The sequence below is a fragment of the Bacillus sp. Y3 genome (assembly GCF_008123875.1).
GTDB classification, from domain to species: domain Bacteria; phylum Bacillota; class Bacilli; order Bacillales; family Bacillaceae; genus Bacillus; species Bacillus altitudinis.
Map to the genome: position 1 here is coordinate 279,518 of NZ_VSSC01000005.1, position 20,054 is coordinate 299,571.

Below are 20,054 nucleotides of genomic sequence, written 5' to 3' on the forward strand. Positions count from 1 at the left end.
CACTAACTCTTTAAGATTGAATGGCTTTATCAAGCAGATGCTTAAGCTTGAACAATGCCTTTGAATGAATTTGCGAAATGCGGGAGGTCGATAAATTAAGCACTTGACCAATTTCCGTTAACGTCAATTCCTCTTTATAGAAAAGACTAATCACAAGCTTTTCTTTTTCCGAAAGCTCTGTCATTTTTTCGGCAAGCTGTTCAATTAATTCATCTTTCAGCATTTTTTCTTCAGGTGTCACAGTCTTTTCGTCGCGAATCATGACTTGAACGTTTTCTCCGTCTTCTTGATCATGCAGCTTCTCATCAATCGAGAGCAAATTCGCAAAGAACCCTTCATTCATCGTTGTGACCACATCTTGTTCACTCATGCCGAGTTCTTCAGCAACCTCTGTTGGTGTCACATTTCGCAAATATCGCTGTTCAAGCTTTTCAATTGCCGCTTCTACTTTTTTTGTTTTTTCTCTTGATGTACGAGGCAGCCAGTCCTCTTTACGAAGACCGTCGATGATGGCCCCGCGAATTCTGAAGGATGCATATGTATCAAACTTCAGATCTCTTCCGGGGTCAAATTTTTCAAGGGCATCATATAAACCGAGCATCCCTAGGCTGATCAAGTCTTCTTTGTGCACTGACTTCGGGAGACCGATGGAAATTCTTCCAACATGATATGTGACGAGCGGCATATAGCGGCGCATAAGATCATCTCCAGCAGCTGGGTCCTTCCACTCTTTCCATCTAGCCCATAGCGCCTGATCTTCGTAATTTAAGGATTGCATCTTTCTCCCCCTATACTTCCTTAGTTATATCTTCATAATGCCTTGTTTCACAGTGCGGATCTCAAGTTCTGTTGTAAGCGGATCGAATTCAATCGTGCGTCCATTGTTTCCGCCCGTGTCCTCACTAATGATCGGGATATGATGAAGAGACAGATGTTCTTTCACAGCTGATACATTTCTAGGTCCAATTCTCATCAGATCATTGGTTGACTTAAATTTAAACATTTCTGCGCCGCCAGCAAGCTTCGCTTTTAGCGCATGTTTGCGCGCTCCTTCTTTTAAGAGCAGATCAATTGTATGCTTGACACCTGTATCTGCATACTTAGCCAAGTTCTCTACCGCTCCTTTTGAAAGAGAGGAGTCTGGAAGCATGACATGGACAAGTCCTGCCAGTTTTTTTTCTTGGTCAAAAAGGACAAGTCCTACGCAAGAACCGAGACCGGATGTCCGAATACGGTCCGGTGTTTTCACAAGCTGAACATCCGCTATACCAACCTTTACAACTGCCGGAATCTGCACGTTCATTATAGGTTACCTAATGCTTTGAACAGTTTTTCAAACGATTCAAAGTCTGGTAATAGAAACATATTTCCTTTCAGCTCTTGCTGATTTTGATCATCGAAAATCGATGTATCAATCACAATCGCCTGATCGCCGAGAGGGCTAAACTGCATTAATCCTTCACTAATGACAGCCCCAAACATGTCGAGCGTGACATCTGGAACACTTGGGTGAAGCTGCAGTTTTGTTAAATCGGCAAGTGCTGATAAATAAGAGCCTGCTAAAATATTTCCTAACTCATGAAGCGCTGATGTTCCTAGCATGTGTTCATGAATCGTATCAATATCAAATGCTGGGTCCTGAACAAGCTCTCTTACAAATTGTTCAGCTTGTTCAAACGGCATAATGAAAAAGATTGAACCGGTAAGATCACCCTCCATTCGCAAAAAGATACTGGCAACTGGAAGGTCTGCTCCACCAAAGAAATCCATTAAATCTTCAAACGAGAGAACTTTGACAAAAGGAACAGCCATATCAATTTTGCGATTCAATAGGCTGGCAAGAGCAGACGCTGCATGGCCTGCTCCGATATTCCCAACCTCACTTAATATATCTAGCTGTTCATCTTTAATTTCATTGAAAATGCTCATCTCACATCCCCCTTAATGAACAGGTGCATCTTGCACGCTCTTGTCGAGGACCGCACCAGCATGAATGATATTGAATAGACGCTGATCATGCTTAATAATTCCTGTCACCCATGACAGTCCTTCTTTTTCAGCTGAATCAGTAGAAGATTCTACCTCTTCCTGATGGACAGTAATGACATCATTTGCTTCATCAACAATCCAGCCGACTTCAATGTCACCAACTTGTACAATAATCATTCTTGTTTCGTCTGTAATCTCGTTGTCAGTTGATCCAAGTCTCACTCTAAGGTCAATGACAGGTGTCACGACACCACGTAGATTAATGACACCGCATATATAAGGGGCAACGCCAGGAACTCTTGTCGGCTGCTGCCATTTTTCAATGGACTTTACTTCTGATACTGAAATGGCGTATTCTTTTTTGTTTACGATAAACACAATCATCTTTTCGCCAGTTTTGATATCTGTACTCATTTCAGACCGCTCCTCTATTGTTTTTTACTTAATCAGTGCATTACAGTCAACGATGAGTGCAACCTGACCGTCACCTAAGATTGTTGCGCCTGATATCGCAAATACGTTTGGTAGGTAATCTCCAAGTGATTTCAATACAACCTCTTGCTGACCGATAAACGAATCGACCACAAATGCTGTTAGCTTGTCTCCTTTACGGACAACAATAATGTGCAGTTCTTCTTCTAAATCATTCGCATTTGGTACGTTGAACTGTTTCTTCAAGTACACAACCGGTACGATAAATCCACGGAAATCAATGACTTCACGATCATGCGTTTGAAGGATGTCACTCTTCTTAATGACAGCCGTTTCTATAATAGAAGAAATTGGAATAGCAAATGTTTCTTCCTCTAGTTTCACAAGAAGTACGGAAATGATCGATAATGTGAGTGGAAGCTGAATTGAGAACAGTGAGCCTTGACCTTCTGTTGAGTTAATACTTACAGAACCACCTAATGATTCGAGCTTGTTTTTCACAACGTCAAGACCTACACCTCGGCCCGAGATATCAGAAATCGTATCAGCTGTAGAGAACCCTGCTGCAAAGATCAATGAATCAATTTGGTGATCTTCAAGCGTTTCCGCTTCTCTTTCTGTAATAACTCCGCGCTCTAATGCTTTTTCAAGGACCTTTTTACGGTTAATTCCGCCGCCATCATCTTCGACTTCAATGAAGACATGGTTTCCGCTATGATATGCTTTTAAAAGAACAGTTCCTTTTTCTGGTTTGCCTTTTTTCACACGTTCTTCTGGTGATTCAATCCCGTGATCGAGACTGTTTCTAAGTAAGTGTAAGAGCGGATCGCCAATTTCATCGATCACTGTTCGATCAAGCTCTGTCTCAGCACCTTCAATGATCAGTTCAATTTTCTTATTGAGCTCTTTCGTCAATTGACGAATCATACGTGGGAATCTGTTAAACACCGTTTCTACAGGCACCATTCTCATGTTCAAGATGATCGATTGCAGGTCTCCAGAAATACGGGACATTCTTTCCACTGTATCCGTTAGTTCGTTGTTTTCAAGTTCTTTGGCAATCTGTTCTAAACGTCCTCTATCAATGACAAGCTCTTCAAACAGGTTCATAAGTGAATCTAGACGATCGATGTTGACACGGATCGTTTTCGTTCCGCCGGCAGCTGCACCGTTATTGCCATTTGCTTTTGGCGCATCGTTTGCTGGCGCTTTAGCAGCAGGCGCTGCGACTTCTTCATTTTTCTGCTCAGGTTTCTCTGCTTTTGTTTCAGCAGGAGCCGCTTCTTCAAAGGCAGAGACTTCAGAAATCTCCACTTGTTCAACCTCTGAGATCGCTGTCACGATTTTTTTCACTTCTTCCATCGGCTGTTTCGATAAGTAAGAAATGCTGAATTCAGATTCAAAATCTTCTGATTCTAAAAGTTCTGCATTCGGAACCGTTTTGACAACTTCTCCTGCTTCGTTCAGTCTTTCAAAAATCATATAGACACGAACGGCTTTTAATAAGCATGCGTCACTTAATGTCACGTTCAACTCATAACATTTAAAGCCTTGTTCTCTCGCTTCATCAAGAACTGTTCGTTCAAATTCGTTATAGTCTAGGTCGCTTGCAGCTGATGATGCTTCAGCAGTCTCAACGGCAGATGCTGTTTCTGCATGGCTTCCTGTCACATCTAGTTTTTTACTAATCTCCGTGACATCACGTTTTCCATCCCCGCCCTCTGCAATCGATTGAACCATTGCTTCAAGGTGATCGAGTGCTTCAAACATCGTATCCATTGATTCAGGAGTGACAATCATTTGTTCGTTTCTGATGGCATCAAACATGTTTTCTAAATGATGTGTTAATTGAGCCATATCATCAAAGCCCATCGTTGCACTCATGCCTTTCAGTGTATGAGCGGCTCTGAATATATCATTCACTAGCTGCAAGTCTGTTGGGTTCTTTTCTAATTCAAGAAGTTTTTCATTACAAGTTTGTAAGTGTTCTCTGCTTTCATCTAAAAAGATATCTAAGTATTGGTTTACATCCAACGTGTTCACGCCCTCTCTTTTTTCATGGAGCTTATAATTGCATGTGCGATGTCATCCACATGCCTTGTTTCATGTGCAAGGCCTGCTTTAATGACTGATTTAGGCATTCCGAAAACAACACATGATTCTTCTTTTTCTGCAATGACTTTTGTATGACCGCTTGCGACCATTTTTTTGACACCTTCTGTGCCATCACTACCCATTCCTGTCATAATGACAGCGATTTTCTCGTAACCTTTTATGTTGCTGATGGATTCAAATAAATAGTTAACAGAAGGTTTGTGACGGCTGTCTGTGTCTTCTGGGGACAGCCTGATCACTAAAGCTGCCCCTTGTTCATGAAGTGACATATTCAATCCACCAGGAGCTATGTAAGCCACTCCATTTTTAGCGATGTCTCCATCCTTAGCTTCTTTGATTGTAATTTGTGATAAATGATCTAATCTAGTAGCCAGCGATGCCGTAAATCCTGCCGGCATATGCTGCACAATCAAAATCGGCGCCTCTATGTCTTTTGGCAGCTTCGTGACGACTCGTTGAAGCGCCCTAGGCCCTCCCGTAGATGTTCCGATTGAAATAATCTTTCGGAGTGATGAGCCGCTTCTTACTTCTTGCAGGCGGGGAGCGGCCGCTGGAATTGGACTTGGCGGCTTCATGAACGGCTTAGGAGAAACTTGTTTCTCAGTACGTTTTCTGGACAGGCCTGCCGCAAGTACCCGCTCTACAATTTGACCTCTTACTTTGTGTAAATCGAGCGAAATACTTCCTGAAGGCTTTGTCACAAAGTCAAAAGCACCGAGTTCTAAGCAATGGATGGTTAATTCCTTCCCTTGCTTCGTCTGGCTTGACACCATAATCACAGCAAGGTCGTGTTCAGCCAGAATTTGTTTTAATGCTTCTGTTCCATTTAGAACAGGCATTTCCACATCAAGTGTGACAACATCTGGATTCAATTCCTTAATCCGCTTTAAGGCATCTTCTCCATTTCGCGCCGTTCCGACGACTTCAATTTCTTGCTCGGCACTTAGGAAATCACTGATGAGTTTTCTCATAAAAGCCGAGTCATCTACTACAAGCACTCTAATCATGAGTCCACCTTCCTCCTTTTAAAAAAAGAGGACAACTTATCTATAAACGTATGCTGCTCTCTCTGTGCCTCTCTTATCTGCTGATGATAAAGCGTTTCAGCCAGCATTTTAATGGTTTTACTTAGCCTTGAATGAGGCTGCTTCATATAAAATGGCATTTGTTCAGTGACTGCTTTAGGAACAGCAGGATCATCAGGTACCGCACCAGCAAATACAAGCTTTCGGTGTAGAAAGGACGTCACCACTCCTGCTAATTTCCGGTACGTTTCAGATCCTTCCGAAGGGGTTTTACACCGGTTGACAATGATTTGAACAGACTGTTCAAACTGATGAATGGCTAAGTGCTTAATTGCGCTGTAGGCATCCATGATGGATGTTGGTTCTGGCGTTGTCACAACAACCACTTCTCCTGCCGATAAGACAAAAGGGAGTTGATCTTTTGACAAGCCTGCACCCATATCAAAGAATATACAATCAAAGTCATTCAATATTTTCTCCATCTCTTCTAAAAAGAACGACCATTGATCTTTGTCTAAAGAAAATAGCTGTTCAAGCCCGCTTCCGCCAGAAATGTAATACAGATTGTCCGTTCCTTTTGTCATAGCCGCTTGGAAGGATTTTTTCCTAACAAGCACGTCTAATATAGAGCTGGTCGATGTTTTCCCTAGTAAAATATCAATATTCCCCATGCCAAAGTCGAGGTCGATGATGAGCACTTGCTTGCCCGTACTTGCGATAGACAGTGCCATATTCAGCGTCAAATTCGATTTACCTACTCCGCCTTTACCGCTCATGACAGCAATGGTTTTCGCTTGTCCATTCGCACGAAGAGAGTTCGGTACAATCAGTTGGTTCTGCTGAACAAGCTTTCTTAAACCTTCGGCTTGGTCAGGCTTCATCATTGTAAGACCATCCTTGTCAAATCAAGGGGGGAACTCTCAAGAATATCCTCAGGCACATTTTGGCCATTTGTTAAAAACCCGAGCCCGATTTGAGATTCTGCAATGATTTGAAAGATCGTTCCCATCGTGTCTGTTTCATCAACTTTTGTGAAAATAAATTGATCGATTGGAACGTGTTCAAAACGTTTGACCATGGCTTTCATATCTTGATATTTCGATGTCGCACTCATGACGAGAAAACTTTGAATGCTTTCATCAAATGGAATGATATCTGTCAGCTCTTTGATGTACGCCTCTTCTTTAAAGTTACGGCCTGCTGTATCGATGAAAATATGATCATAATTTTTAAAAGTCTGCTGTGCTTTCACAAAGTCCTCTCTTGAATAACAAACCTCAAGCGGTGCATTTAGCAGTTCAGCATATGTTTTTAGTTGTTCAATCGCTGCAATCCGGTACGTATCTGTTGTGATAAAAGCAATTTTCTTTTGCTGCTGAATAGCCGTTTTCGCAGCAAGCTTTGCAATCGTTGTCGTTTTACCAGCACCAGTTGAACCAAACAGCACAATGTATTTCGAACGAATCATCGGCTCATCAGAAGTGTGAGCCGGCAGCATCTCTGTGAGTAGTTTTTCAAGTTCTTTTTCAATCTGCTCTTCTTTCACAGCACCTTTTGTTAAAAGACCCTTTAAGCACTCATCTCGAATCTCATCATCAAGACCTTGATCCTTTAGCTTTTGATCCATTTTCATGAGAGAATCCGGCAAGATCCCGGCATGGCGTTCGTTTCTTGCATATTCTATAGGCTGAGAATGAGAAGGCGCTGCTTTGACTGCTTGAGCAGCAGCCGGCAGCTCTTGTGTAAGGTGTTGAGTCTGCTCCTTTTTCGGTAACACCGGGATAGGCGCAGTTGCTGGTTGTAATCCTTTACCAGCTCTTTCTTCAAAATCTTGATCCAGCACTGCAATCACTTCGACCATTTGCTGTTTCTTTAAACCGAACAGCTTTCGTTTGACAACGGTTTTCGAATTTAATATGACGGCATCCTTCCCAAGCTGCTGCCTGATTTGAATCGTTGCCTCCTGCATAGAATTCGCTGTGATTTTTTTCATTTTCATTAGATATCCACCACTCCGATGCTCTGTACTTCCACATTTGCTTCTAGTTCGTTATAAGATAGTACCGGTAAATCTGGGAAATATCTTTCTAACAACTGTTTGACGTACATTCTTATAGGAGGTGAGCATAATAGAACCGGCGTTTCCTGACGAAGCGAAAGCTGTTCAATTTCTCTCGCCACTGATTGAATCACACTTTCAGAGGATTCTGGATCTAACGATAAGTAGTTCCCATGCTCTGTTTGCTGCACGCTGTCTGCAATCACCTTTTCGACTCGTCCTGAGCATGTCACGACTTTCAGTGATTCATTTTCTCTTGCATACTGTGCAGTAATCTGTCTTGCAAGTGCCTGTCTAACATACTCTGTTAGCAAGTCTGTATCCGTCGTTAATTTTCCGTAGTCTGCAAGGGTCTCAAAAATGGTCACAAGGTTTCGAATGGAGACCTTTTCTTTCAGAAGCTTTGCAAGTACTTTTTGGATATCCCCGACTGCTAGTGGATTCGGTGTTACCTCATCTACTAGAACTGGATAACTTTCTTTCAGATGATCGATTAATTGCTTCGTTTCTTGGCGTCCAAGCAGTTCGTGGGTGTTTTGTCTAATCTTCTCTGTGATGTGGGTAGACACAACAGATGCTGGATCGACCACTGTATAGCCAAGCATTTCAGCCTGATCTTTTTCTGCTTCTGATATCCATTTTGCCGGCAGACCAAAGGATGGTTCGATTGTTTCAATTCCTTCAATCGGATCATCATCAGGCGTTGGTGACATCGCTAAGTAATGATCAAGCAGCAGCTCTCCTTTTGCCACTTCGTTCCCTTTTATTTTGAGCCTGTATTCATTTGGGTTCAGCGCAATGTTGTCTCGAATACGGACAACCGGAATGACAAGACCGAGTTCAAGAGCAAGCTGCCTTCTAATCATGACAATTCGGTCTAGCAGGTCTCCGCCTTGATTGGCATCTGCAAGCGGGATCAACCCGTAGCCAAATTCAAATTCAATGGCATCCATTTGCAGGAGATGAATGACGCTTTCTGGACTTTTCATCTCTTCAACCTCTGCCTGTTCTTCGAGTACTTCTTCAATCTCTTCTTGATCCTGTTTGTTTTTCGACATCATGTACGCACCGAGTGCAAGTAAACCTGCGATCGGCCCTGTCAAAAGTACGCCAATTGGCGTAAACAATCCAAGCAGGAAGATCGTACCTGCTGTGACGTAAAGCATGGCAGGGAAGGCAAAGAGCTGGCCCGTAATGTCTGAACCAAGGTTTCCGTTAGAAGCCGCTCTCGTGACAACAATCCCTGTCGCTGTTGAGATGAGAAGTGCAGGGATTTGCGACACAATTCCGTCCCCTACTGTTAAAAGAGTAAAGTGGGAAGCTGATTCTTGAATCGACATTCCTTGCTGAATCATCCCAATAATGATGCCAAAAATAATATTGATAATAACGATGATAATACCTGCGATGGCATCCCCTTTAACGAACTTACTTGCACCATCCATCGCACCATAAAAGTCTGCTTCTCTTGCTACTTTTTCACGGCGGTTTCTAGCTTCACTCTCTGTCAGCATTCCTGCATTCAAATCTGCGTCAATACTCATTTGTTTACCTGGCATCGCGTCGAGTGTAAATCTGGCCGCAACCTCTGATACACGCTCCGCCCCTTTGGTGATGACAATAAACTGAATAATGATCAGAATAAGGAAGACAACCAGACCAACGAGTATATTGCCCCCAACAACAAATGATCCAAACGTTTCTACAACCTTACCAGCATCTCCAGTTGATAAAATAGAACGGGTTGTAGAGATGTTAAGCCCTAAACGAAACAGTGTTAAGAGCAAAAGTAACGATGGAAAAATGGAAAATTGCAGTGGTTCTTGCATGTTCATTGTGGTGAGAAGCACGATAAGCGCAAGAGAAATATTAATAATGATTAAAATACTTAATAGGACGGGCGGAAACGGTATGACCAGCATCGCCACGATTAAAATAACACTGAATAAAACAGATAAATCTCTTGCTGACATGCCTGTTCTCTCCTTTTAAAACCAAAAATTCATAAAATCTTTTGTTTCGTTTTATATACGTAAGCCAAAATTTCTGCGATCGCCTTAAAATATTCTTCAGGCACCGCTTGGTTGATATCCACTTGATCGTAGAGGGCGCGGGCGAGCGGCCGGTTCTCTACAGTCATGACATCATGTTCTTTCGCAATTGTTCTAATTTTCAAAGCCAAAATATCCGTTCCCTTTGCCACAACAAACGGCGCGTCCATCTTTTCTTCGTCATATTTCAAGGCAATTGCGTAGTGGGTCGGGTTTGTAATGATGACGTCCGCTTTTGGGACTTCCTGCATCATCCGTCTCATGGCCATTTCCCTTTGCCGCTGTTTAATTTTTGATTTTATGAGCGGGTCACCCTCTGATTTTTTATACTCATCTTTGATGTCTTGTTTAGACATCCGTAAGTTTTTTTCATAATCAAATTTCTGATACATGTAGTCAAGCCCAGCTAAGATGAGAAGAGCACCTGCTGCATATAGACCCATAATCAAGGTCATATTTGCCACGAAATGAAGGGTTTCCTCTGCAGTGAGTAGAGGGAGCCGCAAGATTTCGTCAAAGTGCATCCATAGAGCGATAAATGTCGCAAAGCCAACAAAACCAATTTTTAAAATGGATTTTAATAGCTCAACGAGTGCTCGAATACTGTATATTCGTTTAAACCCTTTGATTGGATCAAGCTTTTCTAATTTGGGCTTGATCACTTCAGTTGAAAAGAGAAACCCAACTTGTAAATAGTTACTGATGATCCCTGCCAGCATCCCAACACCAAGAATTGGCATGAGGAGGAGACCTGTCTCTTGAAGCAATTCCAAGAATAACTGGTGAATATTAGATGTGCTAACCTTCATTAGCATGGTTGTTGAATAAAAACGTTCAATGAGCGCAATAATACGCTCTTTCATAAAAGGCCCAATAAAAAAGAATGATAAAAAGATTAGTAGAAATGAGATGGCTGTATTGACGTCGGTACTTTTGGCAACCTGCCCTTTTTTACGTGAATCCCGTCTCTTTTTCGGTGTTGCTTTTTCTGTTTTTTCACCTGCGAAAAATTGCAAGTCGAGTCTAAGTCTTGTCGTCATGACGAACCACCGACCAATGCTAAGAAATTCCTCATGGTGAGCACAATCGTTTCAAATGTATTTTGGACGACCCCGAAGATAACACCCATACAAATGATGATCATAATAAAACTCACGCCCATTTTAATGGGAAGTCCAACGACAAATACGTTCATTTGCGGAACTGTACGTGCCACAATTCCTAATGCCAAATCGACTAAAAACAAACTAGCCACAACAGGTGCTGAGATTTGAAAAGCTATGATGAACATTTGGTTGAAGCTCTTTGCAATAAAGTAAGCAAAGGATTCACTGCCGAAGTTCAGTGCATACTGATCAACTTGAATATATTGAAAACTGTAATAGATTCCATCAAGCAGCAAATGATGTGCATTTGTTGCCAGCATCAGCAGCAAGGTCACCGTATAAAAAAACTGCCCCATCAGCGGCGTTTGCGCCCCTGTTTGTGGATCAATAATATTGGCGATCGCAAAACCCATTTGAAAATCGATGAATGAGCCGGCAATTTGAACAGCGGACACCATGATATATGCAATCAGTCCAAGAAGAAGTCCGACCATTGCTTCTTTCACGGCAAGCATCATGTAAAGACCGTCGATATCGAGTGCTGGCGGTTCTTTAATGGTGCTAAAACTAATGACAGCCAAAAACAGTGAAAAACCAACTCTGTGAACTGCTGGTATCGTTCGATGCGCTAATAGCGGCACTGTCACGAAAAAAGCGGTGATCCGAATGAAAACGAGAAGAAAGGCAGGAAATAATTCTATGATTGACATCTCTGATTAACCTGCAAATCGATCTAAATTCGAGAACAGCTCTGTAGTAAATGACACAATTGTTGAAAGCATCCACGGACCAAACACAACAAGTCCAATGAGCACTGCAACAATTTTTGGAATGAACGCAAGCGTCTGTTCTTGGATTTGGGTTGTCGCCTGAAACACACTGACAATTAGTCCCACGATTAGTGCGAGCGCTAGAAGCGGCCCGCTGACAAGTAATACAACATACACTGATCTTTCAGCCATCGTAATGACAAATTCTGAACTCATGTTTTAAGCACCTACTCTAAAAGCTTTGCAGCAAAGATTTAACAATCAAATACCATCCATCGACTAATACAAATAACAATATTTTGAAAGGGAGCGATATCATAACCGGCGGAAGCATCATCATCCCCATCGACATCAGGACACTTGCGACCACCATGTCAATAATTAAAAATGGAATAAAGATCATGAAACCAATTTGAAATGCCGTCTTTAATTCTGAAATTGCAAAAGCTGGTACCATCGCCGTTAAGGGAATATCTTTAATTGATTCAGGGGTATCCATTTTTGCGTAACTAAGAAATAAAGCCAAATCTTTCTGTCTCGTATGTTTACTCATAAACTCTTTAATTGGCACTTCGGCTTTTTCATAGGCCTGATTTAACGTAATATCATCATTTAACAGCGGCGTGAGTGCCTCTTTATTAATCTCTGAGAACGTGGGTGCCATAATAAAAAATGTGAGAAACAAAGCAAGTCCTACAAGCACTTGGTTTGGCGGCATTGAGTTGGTTGCAAGTGATGTTCTAACGAACGAAAGAACAATCACAATCCGTGTAAAACAGGTCATTAAAATAAGAATGCCTGGTGCAACTGAAAATACAGTTAACAATAAAAGAAGACGGACAGATGTGCTAATATTCCCTGCGCCACTGGAATTAAATAAATCGATAAACTCATTCATTTTGTTTCGGGCCTTTCTTTCTGACTTCTGATTGGGTCTTTTTCAATTCGGCTAGCTGCGCCTTTAAATTGGCTGAAAAAGAAGAAGTGGTCGGCTGATCGTGTTTCTTCACTTGCGATGTTAATTTTTGCATCATTTTCGGTAAGTCAGTCTTACTTTCCATCGCTTCTTCGTATTGTTTCACAATCGCTTCGCATTCTTGTTCATCATCGATTTCTTTTAGCAGCTGGATTGAGTCTGCTACGCCGACAACTAATACTCGTTTGCCCACTTTGATCAGCTGAACTGAACGATTTTGACCAACCGTCGTTCCGCCAATATTTTCAACATAGCGAAATGGCTTGAGTAAGCGGTTTTGCTTTCCAACAAATCTCACCAATCCGTAAATGAGCAGGATGACAAAAAGTAAGGCACCAATCATTTTGACAAAATCCATAATGGAGACAGAAGAAGAGGGAACTTCTTCTGCCGGATTCGTTTGATTGTCAGTGGTTTTCTTTTCTGTATCCTTTTTGCTTTCTTTCTCATCTTTGAGCCAGTCATTCACTGTGCCATTTTCAGGATCTTTTGTTTCAGCAAACAGTGAGGCTGGCTGCGCTGTCAAGAAAAGCATAAAACTGATCATTGCTATACATATCAAACGTTTTTTCAACAAGTCTTACACCCTTTTTTAGCCTAACGTTTTATTAATTGCTTCAAGTACACGGTCTGCCTGGAATGGCTTCACGATAAAGTCTTTTGCACCTGCTTGAATGGCATCAATAACCATTGATTGTTGTCCCATCGCTGAGCACATAATGATTTTTGCAGAAGCATCGATTTGTTTAATTTCTTTTAATGCTGTGATCCCGTCCATTTCTGGCATTGTGATATCCATTGTGACTAGATCAGGAGATGTTTCTTTATATTTTTCAACAGCTTGTGCGCCGTTTTCTGCTTCTCCTACTACATCAAATCCGTTTTTTACAAGAATATCCTTAATCATCATTCTCATGAATGCTGCATCATCTACGATTAATACCTTAGTAGCCATTTACTTATTCTCTCCCTATATGTTTGTTTATTTTAAATTAGAAAGTCTTTCAGACTGACTTAAAATGTCAGTCACACGTACGCCAAAGTTCTCATCAATGACAACAACTTCTCCTTTGGCGACGATTCGTTTGTTGACCAGAATGTCGACTGGCTCACCTGCAAGTTTGTCCAGTTCAATGATACTTCCAGCGGAAAGTTCAAGTACTTCTTTCACACTGCGCTGCGTTCTTCCAAGCTCCACTGTAATGGAAAGTGGAATATCCATCAGCATATCAAGATTACCGAGCTGACTTGTTGTATGCTGAGGCTCACTAAATGCCTCAAATTCAACTGGCGCCACATTGACAGGTTCTGCCGGCTTTGGTTTCGCCTGTCTTTTCGGCGGTGCCGATTGCTGCATAGGAGCAGATTGTGCTTGCGGAGCAGCCTGCTGTGGTTCAGGTGCACTCTGAGGTGCTTCTTGAACCGGCTCTTCTTCCGCTGGGTCTGTTAATTCTGCAATCAAATCTTTCGCAAACGTAATAGGGTAAAGCTGCATAATATTTGAATCTATGAGTTCACCTATCGTTAATCTAAAGGACACTTTGACAAGCATCTCTTCAGCTGGAATGCGGTCTGTGCCTTCTCCTTCTTTCACATCAAGCAACTCAACGCGAGGCGGAGAAATATCAATCTTTTTATTAAAGACTGTTGACATGGACGTCGCTGCTGAACCCATCATTTGGTTCATCGCTTCTTGTACTGCACTTAAGTGAATTTCACTTAACGACGGGTCAGCATTTGTTCCATCTCCGCCCATCATTAAATCCGCAATGACTGCCGCATCGGTTTGCTGGATGACAAGCAGGTTACTAGCACTGAAGCCTTCCGTATAATTCACTTCAATGGCGACATACGGATGAGGAAATTCCTCATTCAGCTTGCTTTTTTGAATCACTGTGACAGTTGGAGTTGTAATCTCCACTTTTTGACTTAATAGGGTTGAAAGTGCTGTTGCAGAGCTTCCAAATGATATATTTCCGATTTCCCCAATGGCATCTTGTTCCATTGCAGAAAGGAGTGTATCAGGCTCTATATCGTCATTGCTGCCTCCTTTAAGGAGCGCATCGATTTCATCTTGTGATAATTTACTTCCGTTATTCTCCATCTTCTTCACCTCTTATGTCGTGATCTAGAATTTGAATCGCCTGTTTCCGATTCACGCGGCCGGCCTGTCCCAAGAATTTCGGTTTATTTCCGACCATAACAGTAAGAGGCGCATTTACTGGTTTGTCCAAGGCAATACAATCACCAATTTCCAAATTCAAAAACTCTTCCACCGTCATTTCCGATTGTCCAAGCTCTGCGACTACCGGTATTTTCGCCGTCATAATCCGTTTTTCAATGGCCTTTGTTTCTTCTTGTTTCGGTTCATTTCGTTCAGATTGCATCCAGTAGTGTACAGACAGCTTCGGAATAATAGGCTCTAATACTACGTGAGGAATACAGAGATTAATAACCCCGCTTACCTCACCAATTTGTGTATTAAGAGAAATGACGACAACTGTTTCGTTTGGTGACACCATTTGAACAAACTGGGGATTTACCTCGAAATCTGCCATTTCTGGCTCGATGTCGGTTATGGACTGCCACGCTTCTCTGTAGTTTTCCAAAGCTCCCTCAAACATGTTTGAGATAATCTTTGTTTCGATTTCTGTCAGTGATTCTGTCTTATTATGACTAATGCCAATCCCACCCATCAGCCTATCCATCATGGCATAGCCAATCGTTGGGTTCACTTCAAGCATGATTCTTCCTTCAAGCGGGCTGACGTAAAATAAGTTTAATAATGTCATATTAGGAATCGAACGAATAAATTCTTCATATGGCACTTGGTCAACCGAGCTGACAGAAATTTGAATATATGATCTTAGCTGCGCTGAAAAGTGTGTGGTAAGCAGTCTAGCGAAGTTATCATGAATTCTTGTTAAACTTCGAATCTGGTCTTTTGAAAAGCGCAGTGCACGTTTAAAGTCATACACTTTCACTTTTTTCGTCGTTTCTTCTTTTTTCAGCTCTTCTGCATCCATTTCGCCTGTTGATATGGCGGATAATAATGCGTCGATCTCATTCTGGGAAAGCACTTCTCCTGACATTTCTTCACCTCCATCGTGTCAATTAATCGCCTCTATTGCAGATTAAAGGAGGTTATATAAACTTCTTTCACCTTGCCATCTTGCAAATAGTTATTCACTTTGTTTTTGACCTGTGTTTTAAAATGTTCTCTGCCTTTTTTGCCATCAAGTTCATCTGCATTCGTGTCTGATAAAATATCGATCACAGCATCTTTCACTTGGAAGCTTCTTTTTTCAAGCTCTTCTTTGGCTTTTTCTGAATCTGTTTCAATATTTAGTACAAGTTTAACCGCATTTCCTTCAGATTTTAAATTGGTCACAATCTCAGGAATTTCAACAGAAGCTTTTACGACTTCATCTGCTGTTGGCTCTTTTTCTGCTTTTGCTTCGTCTGACCCATTCACCAGAAAGACAATACCTGCTCCAATTCCGACGATAGCAATAATCATGATTAGCATTACTACGACTAATTTCTTCTTCATTCAAACTCCTCTATTCCTTGATTCAATGAAATGACTTGGATTTTTCTATAGAAAGAAATGATTTTCTCCTGAAGCTGCTCTTCATCTTCTTTCACAACGAATTTCTTTCCATTGGCGAGTGTAATGGTCGTGTCTGGAAAGCTTTCGATTTGCTCGATATGGAGAGCGTTGAGCATAAATCCTTTGCCATTTAATCTTGTCACTTCAATCATATTAAGCAGAGAAGCGATAAACCGCTCCCCCTACCTCCTATCGTTTCAGATTCACAAGTTCTTGCAGAATTTCATCAGATGTTGTGATCGTCTTTGCATTCGATTGGAATCCACGCTGTGCGATAATCATTTCTGTAAATTCGTCTGTTAAATCAACGTTTGACATTTCAAGTTTACCTGTTTGAAGTTCACCTGTTCCTTGAGTTCCAGGAGCCATGGCATTACTTGGTGCACCGGAACTGAGTGTTTGGCGATATAAGTTATCCCCAACTTTATCTAATCCTCCTGCATTACTGAAAGACACAAGTGATACTTGTCCAACAGTACGAGAAACGTTGTTCTCAACAACAGAAACGGTCCCATCTGGCCCAACACTAACACTTGACACATTGTCTCGTGGAATGTTGATTCTTTGCCCATCCATGCCAAGAAGATAGTTTCCATCAGATGTTACCAAATCCCCATTTGAATCAGGTTTGAAGTTCCCTGTTCTTGTAAATAGGATTTCACCTTGCTTTTCAATACGGAAAAATCCATCTCCATTAATATAGAAATCATATGGTTCGTCTGTATTTTGAGAAGAACCTGATGTCATGATTTTATCAATAGAAGATAAAGCTGATCCTAATCCAACTTGTTTTGAGTTGATTGAACCAGAGTTATTCGTCGGTCCACCAGAACTTGCAATGGTTTGACTGACCATATCTTTAAACGTGATACGGCTTTTTTTGTATCCGTGTGTATTGACGTTGGCTACGTTATTGGCTACAACATCTAATTTTGTTTGGAAGTTTTTCATTCCGCTAATTCCTGAGTAAAGTGAGCGTAACATTTATTTTCCTCCTCGATTTGCTTACGATTTTTCTCCAACAGTTGTAACGTCCCAAGGGCTGATTTTCGTTCCATCTTCTAAATATAGGAAGTATTCATTGTTTATGTTTTTCACAGACTTCACAATGCCAGATATGTCTTTATCATCTTGTTTACCCTCTACTTCTTTACCAATCCAGCCTACATATGTCGTAAATGGATCTTGGTGTGCAACGAATGTAGACATGATCTGATTCATTTGAGTGATAGATTCGTTCATATTCATTTGCTGTTCTAAAGAAGAAAATGTTGCAAGCTGTGTGACAAACTCACGGTCATCAATCGGGTTTGTCGGATCTTGGTTTTGAAGCTGCGTAAGCAAGATTTTCAAGAACTGATCTCGGCCAAGTGTATCTGTTTTCTTTGCTGCGGTTGAAGAAGTGTCCGCTTGTGCGGCTGTTCTATTCGTCGCATCAACAGTTGCCATTAGATCTCCTCCTCTTCTTCTTCTGATCCAACAAGCGCATCCAGTACATCTTGGAATTCAGCTTCCTGTTCATCAGGCTGCTGGAAACTTTGTCCTTTTGATGGCTGTTGCTTGCCTTCCTCATTAAATTGTCCAAAAGACGGCTGCTCATTTGACTGAAGCGGTATATGGAAACGGTCAACTTGAACCGACATATTCGGTAACGCCTGCTTGAGCTGCGGCAGATGATGCTCGAGCAGCTCTTTTGCTGCTTGCGTTGAAGCTGTAATTTTACTCGCATACATCCCGTTTTGTTTCGTTAGCTGGATGGTAATAAACCCTAGATTTTCTGGATTTAATCGTACGGTAAACCGTCCGCTTGAATTGCCAAATGGTGTGAACTTCATTTGTTTCCACGTATTTAAAATCTGCTGATCAACCGTGCCTGGCTTTTCGTCAGTTGTTTGCGTCTGCTGCACAGGAGCAGCTGATTGCAGTTGGAAGAACTGTTTATGCCCTGGAAGCAGCGTATGGGTGATTGTTTTTTCAGAAGCAGGTGCCGTAGTGCCTTGACCTTTGGTGACTTCTTTTTTCATAAGCCATTCAAGTGAGGCAGCACCTTTTGCTGGAGATGAGAAGGAAGATTCTTGCCTCGGAGCAACCATTTCTTTTAACTCTCCTAAGGAAATTTTCCACTCTTTATCTGACCCTTTCGCATTTGCCATCATATGATCGATTAACTGATTAAAGTGTTTCAGCTCGCTTTGCGACATATTATTCAGCTTAGGTGCCGATCCTTGCGAGAAGAACTGCTCTTTTACTTGTTGAATGAGCTTTTCATCTGCTCCGTTTTTCGTTAGAAACTTGATGAAATCTTCACCTTTTGCTTGAATATCCTGTACAAGTTTTGCATCAAAGCTTACCGGCTGCTGATTCAGTATTTGATATAAGAAAAAGTGGACTTGTATGAGCTGTTCACTATGTTCAGCAACTGGCTTCTCATCCTGATCGCCATAGATTACCGATTCCATCTTTTGAAATAGCTCTTCAAGTGACTTTAAGTCAGCCCCCTCAAGCTTTTGACCTTGCAGCGCCTGAAGTGCCGCAAGAAGATCTCCATCTATTCCTTCTTCAGGTGATTGCATCCATTTTTCAATGATTTGCATCGCATCATTCATGGATAGATTGGTTTCTGCTGGCTGAGAAATAGCTGGACCACTTTGAATACCTGCGCCATTTAACAATTGTTTAAACAGGCCGCGAGCAGATACTGCCCCCTCTCCCTTTAGTCCCGAGAGACCTTGGGAAGATTGCTGTAAGGCTCCAATGTCCAATAGCTTCACTTATTGTCCACCTCCATTTTCACTTTCTTCTTTTTTGGCAAGCTCCTTCGTGAACGTTGCTGCCTTCTGAGGTGTCAGTTTTGCTAATATGTCCGTCAGCTTATTTTTACTCAGCTCTTCAAGGATCTTCAAAGCTTCTTTATCACTTAGCTCTGATAGAATTTTGGCAGATTTCCCTGCATCCATGCTTTCATAAATGCTGGCGACCTTTCCTTTTGATTGCTGATTAGAAGATGCTGACGAATCAGTTGAAGATCCTGATGCGTTATTACTTGATGATGTACTGTTTGATGAACTGTCACTTGCTGACGTGTTCTCTTTATCAGATGTTTTTTCAAGTGAATTGATTTTTTGATTCAATCGTTTAATCTCTTCATCACTTGTCTTCAAGTCTTTTTGAGCAATTTCAAGTTCATTCTCTTGTTCTTTAATCGTCTTTTTCAACGCTTTCAACTCTGTATCACGTTGATCGTTATTTGAAGATGACGTTTTTGATGTGTCATCTGATCCAACCAAGCTGCTAATCCCCGGAATGTTTTGGAGCGGTTTCTTTAGATCATAACCTGCCATATAAAGGATTGTGCCCGTTACAATCACAAGCACAACCAATGGGATAATGACAATAAACAAGATCCATTGAAATTTACCGCCGCCGCTTGATTCCTTTGTTTTTTCCTTCTTAGGCATTCATCTCGACTCCTAATGTCCTTGAAACATGAATTGGCTGATAGAGATATCATCCATTTCTTTCATTTCAATTGCCTTATGTTCAAGGGAGAACTTTTCAAATTGCTTTTCTTTCATTTTTTCAAACTTTTTAAACTCAATATTTTTTTCAGTTAAATCAGATTGTTTTTCATTCATTTGATGGCGTTTCATGATCACAAGCTGCTGATAATGATGAATGGTGTTATCTAAGTTCGTCACAAATTGCTGATAATGACGCATTTCTTGAACACTCATCCCACTTCTCAGCTTTTCTTCTTTGCTCTTTTCCATTAGCTCTTTTTTACTCATATTTTCATAGAGTTTTTCAGCGGCTTGCTCAAATGCCGAAACGGATTGTTGATACGCTGCGAGTGATTTGTCTTTTTCACTTTCTTTCAATTCTAAGAGCTTTTGAAATTTGTATTGATATCTCACTGTT

The 20,054-nt window shown here is 41.4% G+C and carries 24 protein-coding genes; all 24 read right to left on the reverse strand.

Annotated features, from left to right (window positions below; genetic code table 11):
- Positions 1-10: 10 nt before the first annotated feature.
- From FXF70_RS13670 to fliJ, 24 genes are read right to left on the reverse strand one after another with little or no spacing between them, the layout of a single operon-like run.
- Entirely contained in the window at positions 11-778 is a 768-nt protein-coding gene (locus FXF70_RS13670; RefSeq protein WP_007499565.1) for a FliA/WhiG family RNA polymerase sigma factor, read from the reverse strand.
- Positions 779-802: 24 nt separating this feature from the next.
- Positions 803-1,303, reverse strand: coding sequence for a chemotaxis protein CheD (locus tag FXF70_RS13675; protein WP_007499566.1), 501 nt, complete (start codon positions 1,301-1,303; stop codon positions 803-805).
- Positions 1,303-1,929 (reverse strand): chemotaxis protein CheC, encoded by a 627-nt coding sequence (locus tag FXF70_RS13680; RefSeq protein WP_007499567.1) that lies wholly within the window; start codon positions 1,927-1,929, stop codon positions 1,303-1,305. The genes FXF70_RS13675 and FXF70_RS13680 overlap by 1 nt, the downstream gene beginning before the upstream one ends.
- Positions 1,930-1,941: 12 nt before the next feature.
- Positions 1,942-2,403 carry a chemotaxis protein CheW gene (locus FXF70_RS13685; RefSeq protein WP_008344771.1) on the reverse strand — a complete coding sequence of 154 codons (462 nt, stop codon included), beginning with the start codon at positions 2,401-2,403 and terminating at the stop codon, positions 1,942-1,944.
- Between the two features lie 24 nt (positions 2,404-2,427).
- Positions 2,428-4,455 (reverse strand): chemotaxis protein CheA, encoded by a 2,028-nt coding sequence (locus FXF70_RS13690; protein WP_024720362.1) that lies wholly within the window; start codon positions 4,453-4,455, stop codon positions 2,428-2,430.
- Between the two features lie 5 nt (positions 4,456-4,460).
- Complete coding sequence (locus FXF70_RS13695) at positions 4,461-5,543, reverse strand: protein-glutamate methylesterase/protein-glutamine glutaminase (RefSeq protein ID WP_046343539.1); 1,083 nt, start codon at positions 5,541-5,543, stop codon at positions 4,461-4,463.
- Complete coding sequence (locus FXF70_RS13700) at positions 5,540-6,445, reverse strand: MinD/ParA family protein (protein WP_035392057.1); 906 nt, start codon at positions 6,443-6,445, stop codon at positions 5,540-5,542. The genes FXF70_RS13695 and FXF70_RS13700 overlap by 4 nt, the downstream gene beginning before the upstream one ends.
- Positions 6,442-7,560: a flagellar biosynthesis GTPase FlhF gene (gene flhF, locus FXF70_RS13705; protein ID WP_148780426.1), complete on the reverse strand. Its 1,119-nt coding sequence runs from the start codon at positions 7,558-7,560 to the stop codon at positions 6,442-6,444. The genes FXF70_RS13700 and flhF overlap by 4 nt, the downstream gene beginning before the upstream one ends.
- Complete coding sequence (flhA, locus tag FXF70_RS13710) at positions 7,560-9,593, reverse strand: flagellar biosynthesis protein FlhA (protein WP_035392063.1); 2,034 nt, start codon at positions 9,591-9,593, stop codon at positions 7,560-7,562. Before flhA ends, flhF begins: the two co-directional genes overlap by 1 nt.
- Positions 9,594-9,622: 29 nt before the next feature.
- Positions 9,623-10,711 (reverse strand): flagellar biosynthesis protein FlhB, encoded by a 1,089-nt coding sequence (gene flhB, locus FXF70_RS13715; protein ID WP_007499576.1) that lies wholly within the window; start codon positions 10,709-10,711, stop codon positions 9,623-9,625.
- Positions 10,708-11,487 carry a flagellar biosynthetic protein FliR gene (gene fliR, locus FXF70_RS13720; protein ID WP_007499578.1) on the reverse strand — a complete coding sequence of 260 codons (780 nt, stop codon included), beginning with the start codon at positions 11,485-11,487 and terminating at the stop codon, positions 10,708-10,710. Before fliR ends, flhB begins: the two co-directional genes overlap by 4 nt.
- 6 nt (positions 11,488-11,493) lie before the next feature.
- Complete coding sequence (gene fliQ / locus FXF70_RS13725; protein ID WP_003211206.1) at positions 11,494-11,763, reverse strand: flagellar biosynthesis protein FliQ; 270 nt, start codon at positions 11,761-11,763, stop codon at positions 11,494-11,496.
- A gap of 16 nt (positions 11,764-11,779) precedes the next feature.
- Positions 11,780-12,445, reverse strand: coding sequence for a flagellar type III secretion system pore protein FliP (gene fliP / locus FXF70_RS13730; RefSeq protein ID WP_007499580.1), 666 nt, complete (start codon positions 12,443-12,445; stop codon positions 11,780-11,782).
- Positions 12,438-13,097 carry a flagella biosynthesis regulatory protein FliZ gene (fliZ, locus tag FXF70_RS13735; protein ID WP_024720357.1) on the reverse strand — a complete coding sequence of 220 codons (660 nt, stop codon included), beginning with the start codon at positions 13,095-13,097 and terminating at the stop codon, positions 12,438-12,440. The genes fliP and fliZ overlap by 8 nt, the downstream gene beginning before the upstream one ends.
- Positions 13,098-13,115: 18 nt before the next feature.
- Positions 13,116-13,478, reverse strand: coding sequence for a chemotaxis protein CheY (cheY, locus tag FXF70_RS13740; protein ID WP_007499584.1), 363 nt, complete (start codon positions 13,476-13,478; stop codon positions 13,116-13,118).
- 27 nt (positions 13,479-13,505) lie between these two features.
- On the reverse strand, positions 13,506-14,627 hold the full coding sequence (fliY, locus tag FXF70_RS13745; protein ID WP_007499588.1) for a flagellar motor switch phosphatase FliY: 1,122 nt from the start codon (positions 14,625-14,627) through the stop codon (positions 13,506-13,508).
- Positions 14,617-15,615: a flagellar motor switch protein FliM gene (fliM, locus tag FXF70_RS13750; protein WP_008354483.1), complete on the reverse strand. Its 999-nt coding sequence runs from the start codon at positions 15,613-15,615 to the stop codon at positions 14,617-14,619. The genes fliY and fliM overlap by 11 nt, the downstream gene beginning before the upstream one ends.
- 32 nt (positions 15,616-15,647) lie before the next feature.
- A complete protein-coding gene (fliL, locus tag FXF70_RS13755) occupies positions 15,648-16,076 on the reverse strand; it encodes a flagellar basal body-associated protein FliL (RefSeq protein ID WP_007499592.1) in 429 nt (142 codons plus the stop codon).
- Positions 16,073-16,288: a swarming motility protein SwrD gene (gene swrD / locus FXF70_RS13760; RefSeq protein ID WP_008344794.1), complete on the reverse strand. Its 216-nt coding sequence runs from the start codon at positions 16,286-16,288 to the stop codon at positions 16,073-16,075. The genes fliL and swrD overlap by 4 nt, the downstream gene beginning before the upstream one ends.
- Before the next feature lie 37 nt (positions 16,289-16,325).
- Complete coding sequence (gene flgG, locus FXF70_RS13765; protein WP_008344796.1) at positions 16,326-17,120, reverse strand: flagellar basal body rod protein FlgG; 795 nt, start codon at positions 17,118-17,120, stop codon at positions 16,326-16,328.
- 21 nt (positions 17,121-17,141) lie between these two features.
- Positions 17,142-17,585: a flagellar hook assembly protein FlgD gene (gene flgD, locus FXF70_RS13770; RefSeq protein WP_008344799.1), complete on the reverse strand. Its 444-nt coding sequence runs from the start codon at positions 17,583-17,585 to the stop codon at positions 17,142-17,144.
- Entirely contained in the window at positions 17,585-18,907 is a 1,323-nt protein-coding gene (locus FXF70_RS13775; protein ID WP_024720354.1) for a flagellar hook-length control protein FliK, read from the reverse strand. Before FXF70_RS13775 ends, flgD begins: the two co-directional genes overlap by 1 nt.
- Positions 18,908-19,594, reverse strand: a complete 687-nt coding sequence (locus tag FXF70_RS13780) for a MotE family protein (protein WP_007499599.1) — start codon at positions 19,592-19,594, stop codon at positions 18,908-18,910. It abuts the gene before it with no gap.
- A 12-nt stretch (positions 19,595-19,606) separates the two neighbouring features.
- Positions 19,607-20,050: a flagellar export protein FliJ gene (gene fliJ, locus FXF70_RS13785; protein WP_024720352.1), complete on the reverse strand. Its 444-nt coding sequence runs from the start codon at positions 20,048-20,050 to the stop codon at positions 19,607-19,609.
- Positions 20,051-20,054: the final 4 nt, after the last annotated feature.